Source organism: Pseudomonas sp. SDO5532_S415 (assembly GCF_054071155.1).
On the sequence record NZ_JBSVWS010000296.1, the window covers coordinates 1 to 3,934 of the forward strand.

Here is a 3,934-nt window from a genome sequence, read left to right on the forward strand (position 1 = left end):
TATCAGCTGACATTAATGTTTGCTGATACACCGCATTCGCGAGCAGGCTCGCTCCCACAGTGATTTTTGCGCCCTGTAGCTATTTGGTCTTTTTGGGAATCCGCACCAGCTGGGTATTGGAATACATGTCGTGCCAGCTGCGTTTCTGCTTGTCGAACAGCGACCAGATGAATCCGAGGCCCACGCACAGCAGCGAAGCGATCGACACCACGAAGCGCAGCAGCGCTTGCCACAGGCTGATGGAGGAGCCATCGGCATTCTGTACGCGAATGCACCAGACCTGCATGCCCAGGGTTTGGCCTGAGTGGGTCCAGAACTTGGCGAAGAAGCCAAACAGAACGAACAGCAGTACGGTCGAGAGCAGCGGGTCGCCGTCGAGCGCTCCGGTCTCCGTGAGCGCGCGCATTTTTTCTTCACCGATGATCGCCATCTGAATCATCTTGTAGGCGCCGCTGGTCACGATGAGCAGGGCGGTGCACAACAGGAAATCATAGAACATCGCCGCCAGACGACGACCCAGGCCAGCGGCAGGAAATTCGCCCTGGGGTTTCAGCAGGTGTTTCGACATGACGGCACTCAAAGGGAAAAAAGAAGCCATTTTACGGATTTACGCGCACAAAAAAGCCCCTGATGTCAGCATCAGGGGCTTTTTCGTTACAGAAGATTAGCCTTCTGCTTGTACTTCGTCAGCCTGCATGCCTTTCTGGCCTTGCACAGCGATGAAGGTCACTTTCTGGCCTTCTTTCAGGCTCTTGAAACCGTTGCCCTGAATAGCGCGGAAATGCACGAACAGATCCGGACCGCTTTCTGGAGTGATAAAACCAAAACCTTTCTCGTCGTTAAACCACTTGACGGTACCGCTCTGACGTTGGGACATTTCTTATTTCCTTTGACGCTAAAATTAATGACAGTCTCCTTCTCATGAAAGAGTACTGGGGCTGGTTGCAGGAGAGTAAGAAGACGTCGAACGGGATGTAGCTAACTTGGTGGCTACTGCCCAGGTCACGATTCCAAGCGACCCATGCAAACACAGTGAACAAACTCTACGCCAACTATGGGAGAAAAAACAAGCCCCTGCGAAGCCCGCATTTCCTCGGGTTGCTGGCAGTTTTTCGGGCCATTAGTGGCAGCTTATTCGATACGACTGTTCAATTGTTTTCGAACGTTATAAGCAAAGTTCATAATCGAAGCTTAGAGCCAAACGATGCACTCTTTTATGGCGGTTGCGTTACACATTAGTGCATTGTTAACGCAACCGCGTTACTTATAGGAACAATCAATCAGCCGCGATAGTAGCGTTGCGGAACAAATGGCATTTTGCTTACAAGCAAAGGAACCTTTTTCCCACGAACAATCGCCCATACTGGAGTATCGAGAGCGATATAAGCGCTGTCGACATAACCCATCGCCAAAGGACCGCCCAAGGTCGGCCCGAAACCGCCGCTGCAGACGCTGCCGATGATCTCGCCCGCTTCGTTGACGATCTCTGCGCCTTCGCGCACCGGAGTACGTTCCTGAGGCAGCAGGCCGATACGCTTGCGGCTGACACCGCCCTGTTGCTGGGCGAACACGCTTTCAGCGCCAGGGAAACCGCCGGCACGCGCACCCTCGGCACGACGAGGCTTGGAAATGGCCCACAACAGGCTGGCTTCGATCGGAGTGGTGTCGGTGTTCATGTCGTGGCCGTACAGGCACAGGCCGGCTTCCAGGCGCAGCGAGTCGCGCGCACCAAGGCCGATGGCTTCGACTTCCGGTTCCGCCAGCAGGGCGCGGGCGAGGGCTTCGGCGCTGGCGGCCGGCACGGAGATTTCGAAACCGTCTTCACCGGTGTAGCCCGAGCGGCTGACAAAGCAGTCAACGCCCAGCAATTGCACACGGGCGAACTGCATGAACGTCATTTTCGCCACTTCCGGAGCCAGGCGCGCCAGCACGGTGACCGCCGCCGGACCTTGCAGGGCCAGCAGGGCGCGCTCTTCGAACAGTGGTTCGATACGGCATTGTTCGCCGATGTGTTTGCGCAGGTGTGCCAGGTCCTGGTCCTTGCAGGCCGCGTTGACCACCAGGAACAATTCGTCGTTACCCAGGTTGGCGACCATCAGGTCATCGAGGATGCCACCGGTCTCGTTGGTGAACATCGCATAGCGCTGCATGCCCACCGGCAGGTCGATGATATCCACCGGCACCAGGGTCTCCAGGGCCTTGGCGGCATTGGCGCCGGTCAGACGGATCTGGCCCATGTGCGATACATCGAACAGCCCGGCCTGATCGCGAGTGTGCTGGTGTTCTTTCATCACGCCCAGCGGGTATTGCACCGGCATGTCATAGCCGGCGAATGGCACCATGCGTGCGCCCAGTTCGATGTGCAGTGCGTGCAACGGGGTTTTCAACAGTTGTTCGGTGGACATATTCAGCTCCTGAAAAAGGGTGCAGATGCAGATGAGCGCACATCAGCACTCGATAATGTTGACCGCCAAACCGCCTCGGGCGGTTTCCTTGTATTTGCTTTTCATGTCGGCGCCGGTCTGGCGCATGGTGCGGATGACCTTGTCGAGGGAGACGAAATGCTGTCCGTCGCCACGCATGGCCATGCGCACCGCATTGATGGCCTTGACCGAGCCCATGGCGTTGCGCTCGATGCAAGGCACTTGCACCAGCCCGCCGATCGGGTCGCAGGTCAGGCCCAGGTTGTGTTCCATGCCGATTTCCGCGGCGTTTTCCACTTGTTGCACCGTGCCGCCGAGGACTTCGCACAAGGCCCCGGCCGCCATGGAACACGCCACGCCAACCTCACCCTGGCAGCCGACTTCGGCGCCGGAAATCGAGGCGTTTTCCTTGTACAAGATACCGATGGCCGCGGCGGTCAGCAGAAAACGCACCACCCCGTCTTCGTTCGCCGCGGGAATGAAACGCATGTAGTAATGCAGCACTGCCGGAATGATCCCGGCCGCACCGTTGGTGGGCGCCGTGACGACGCGTCCGCCATTGGCGTTTTCTTCGTTGACGGCCAGGGCGTAGAGGTTGACCCAGTCCAGCACCGACAGCGGATCGCGCAGGGACGATTCCGGGTTCTTGCACAATTGCCGATACAGCGCAGCCGCCCGACGCTTGACCTTCAAGCCGCCGGGCAAGATGCCCTCGTTACGGCAACCAGCGGCAACGCAGTCCTGCATCACTTGCCAGATCTTCAACAGACCGGCACGGGTTTCCGCTTCGGGGCGCCAGGCACTTTCGTTGGTCAGCATCACCTGGCTGATGGACAGCCCGTAGGTGGCGCAGTGACCGAGCAGTTCCTTGGCGTTTTTGAAGGGAAAGGTGAGCGCGGTTGAGTCTTCGACGATGCGATCGGCACCGGCGGCGTCTTTATCGACGACAAAGCCGCCGCCGACCGAGTAATACTCGCGACTGCGGATCTGCAGGCCCGCGGCGTCGAATGCGCGAAAAATCATGCCGTTGGGGTGATAGGCCAACGGTTTGCGGATCATCGCCAGGTGTTCTTTCTCGTTGAACGCAATGCTGTGTTCGCCGAGCAGGTTCAAGCGTCCGCTGCCACGAATGTCATGCAGGCGAGCGGCGACGGTTTCGGTGTCCACGGTATCCGGGTGTTCACCTTCCAGGCCCAGCAGCACAGCCTTGTCACTGCCGTGGCCCTTGCCGGTGGCACCGAGTGAACCATAGAGCTCGACCTTGACGCAGGTGGTCGCGGTCAGCAGGTTTTCTCGGCGCAGGCCTTCGGCGAAACGCGCGGCTGCGCGCATCGGGCCGACGGTGTGGGAGCTGGAGGGGCCGATGCCAATCTTGAACAGGTCGAACACGCTTAACGACATGGTTGTTCTCCGGTTTCTTGTTATAGGTATGGCGGAATGTGATATCAGGTGCAGATCACCTGTGGGAGCGAGCCTGCTCGCGAAAACGGTGGGTCAGTCACCATCAATGT

The 3,934-nt window shown here is 58.3% G+C and carries 4 protein-coding genes; all 4 read right to left on the bottom strand.

Annotation, left to right across the window (positions count from 1 at the left end):
- Positions 1-79: 79 nt before the first annotated feature.
- The gene (locus ACW9HW_RS29335; protein ID WP_095193182.1) at positions 80-568 is read right to left on the bottom strand and encodes an RDD family protein; all 489 of its coding nucleotides are present in this window, start codon (positions 566-568) and stop codon (positions 80-82) included.
- A gap of 96 nt (positions 569-664) precedes the next feature.
- Positions 665-877 carry a cold-shock protein gene (locus tag ACW9HW_RS29340; protein WP_007931076.1) on the bottom strand — a complete coding sequence of 71 codons (213 nt, stop codon included), beginning with the start codon at positions 875-877 and terminating at the stop codon, positions 665-667.
- A gap of 403 nt (positions 878-1,280) precedes the next feature.
- Complete coding sequence (gene gcvT / locus ACW9HW_RS29345; protein ID WP_457402821.1) at positions 1,281-2,405, bottom strand: glycine cleavage system aminomethyltransferase GcvT; 1,125 nt, start codon at positions 2,403-2,405, stop codon at positions 1,281-1,283.
- A gap of 42 nt (positions 2,406-2,447) precedes the next feature.
- On the bottom strand, positions 2,448-3,824 hold the full coding sequence (locus ACW9HW_RS29350; protein ID WP_457402823.1) for an L-serine ammonia-lyase: 1,377 nt from the start codon (positions 3,822-3,824) through the stop codon (positions 2,448-2,450).
- Positions 3,825-3,934: the final 110 nt, after the last annotated feature.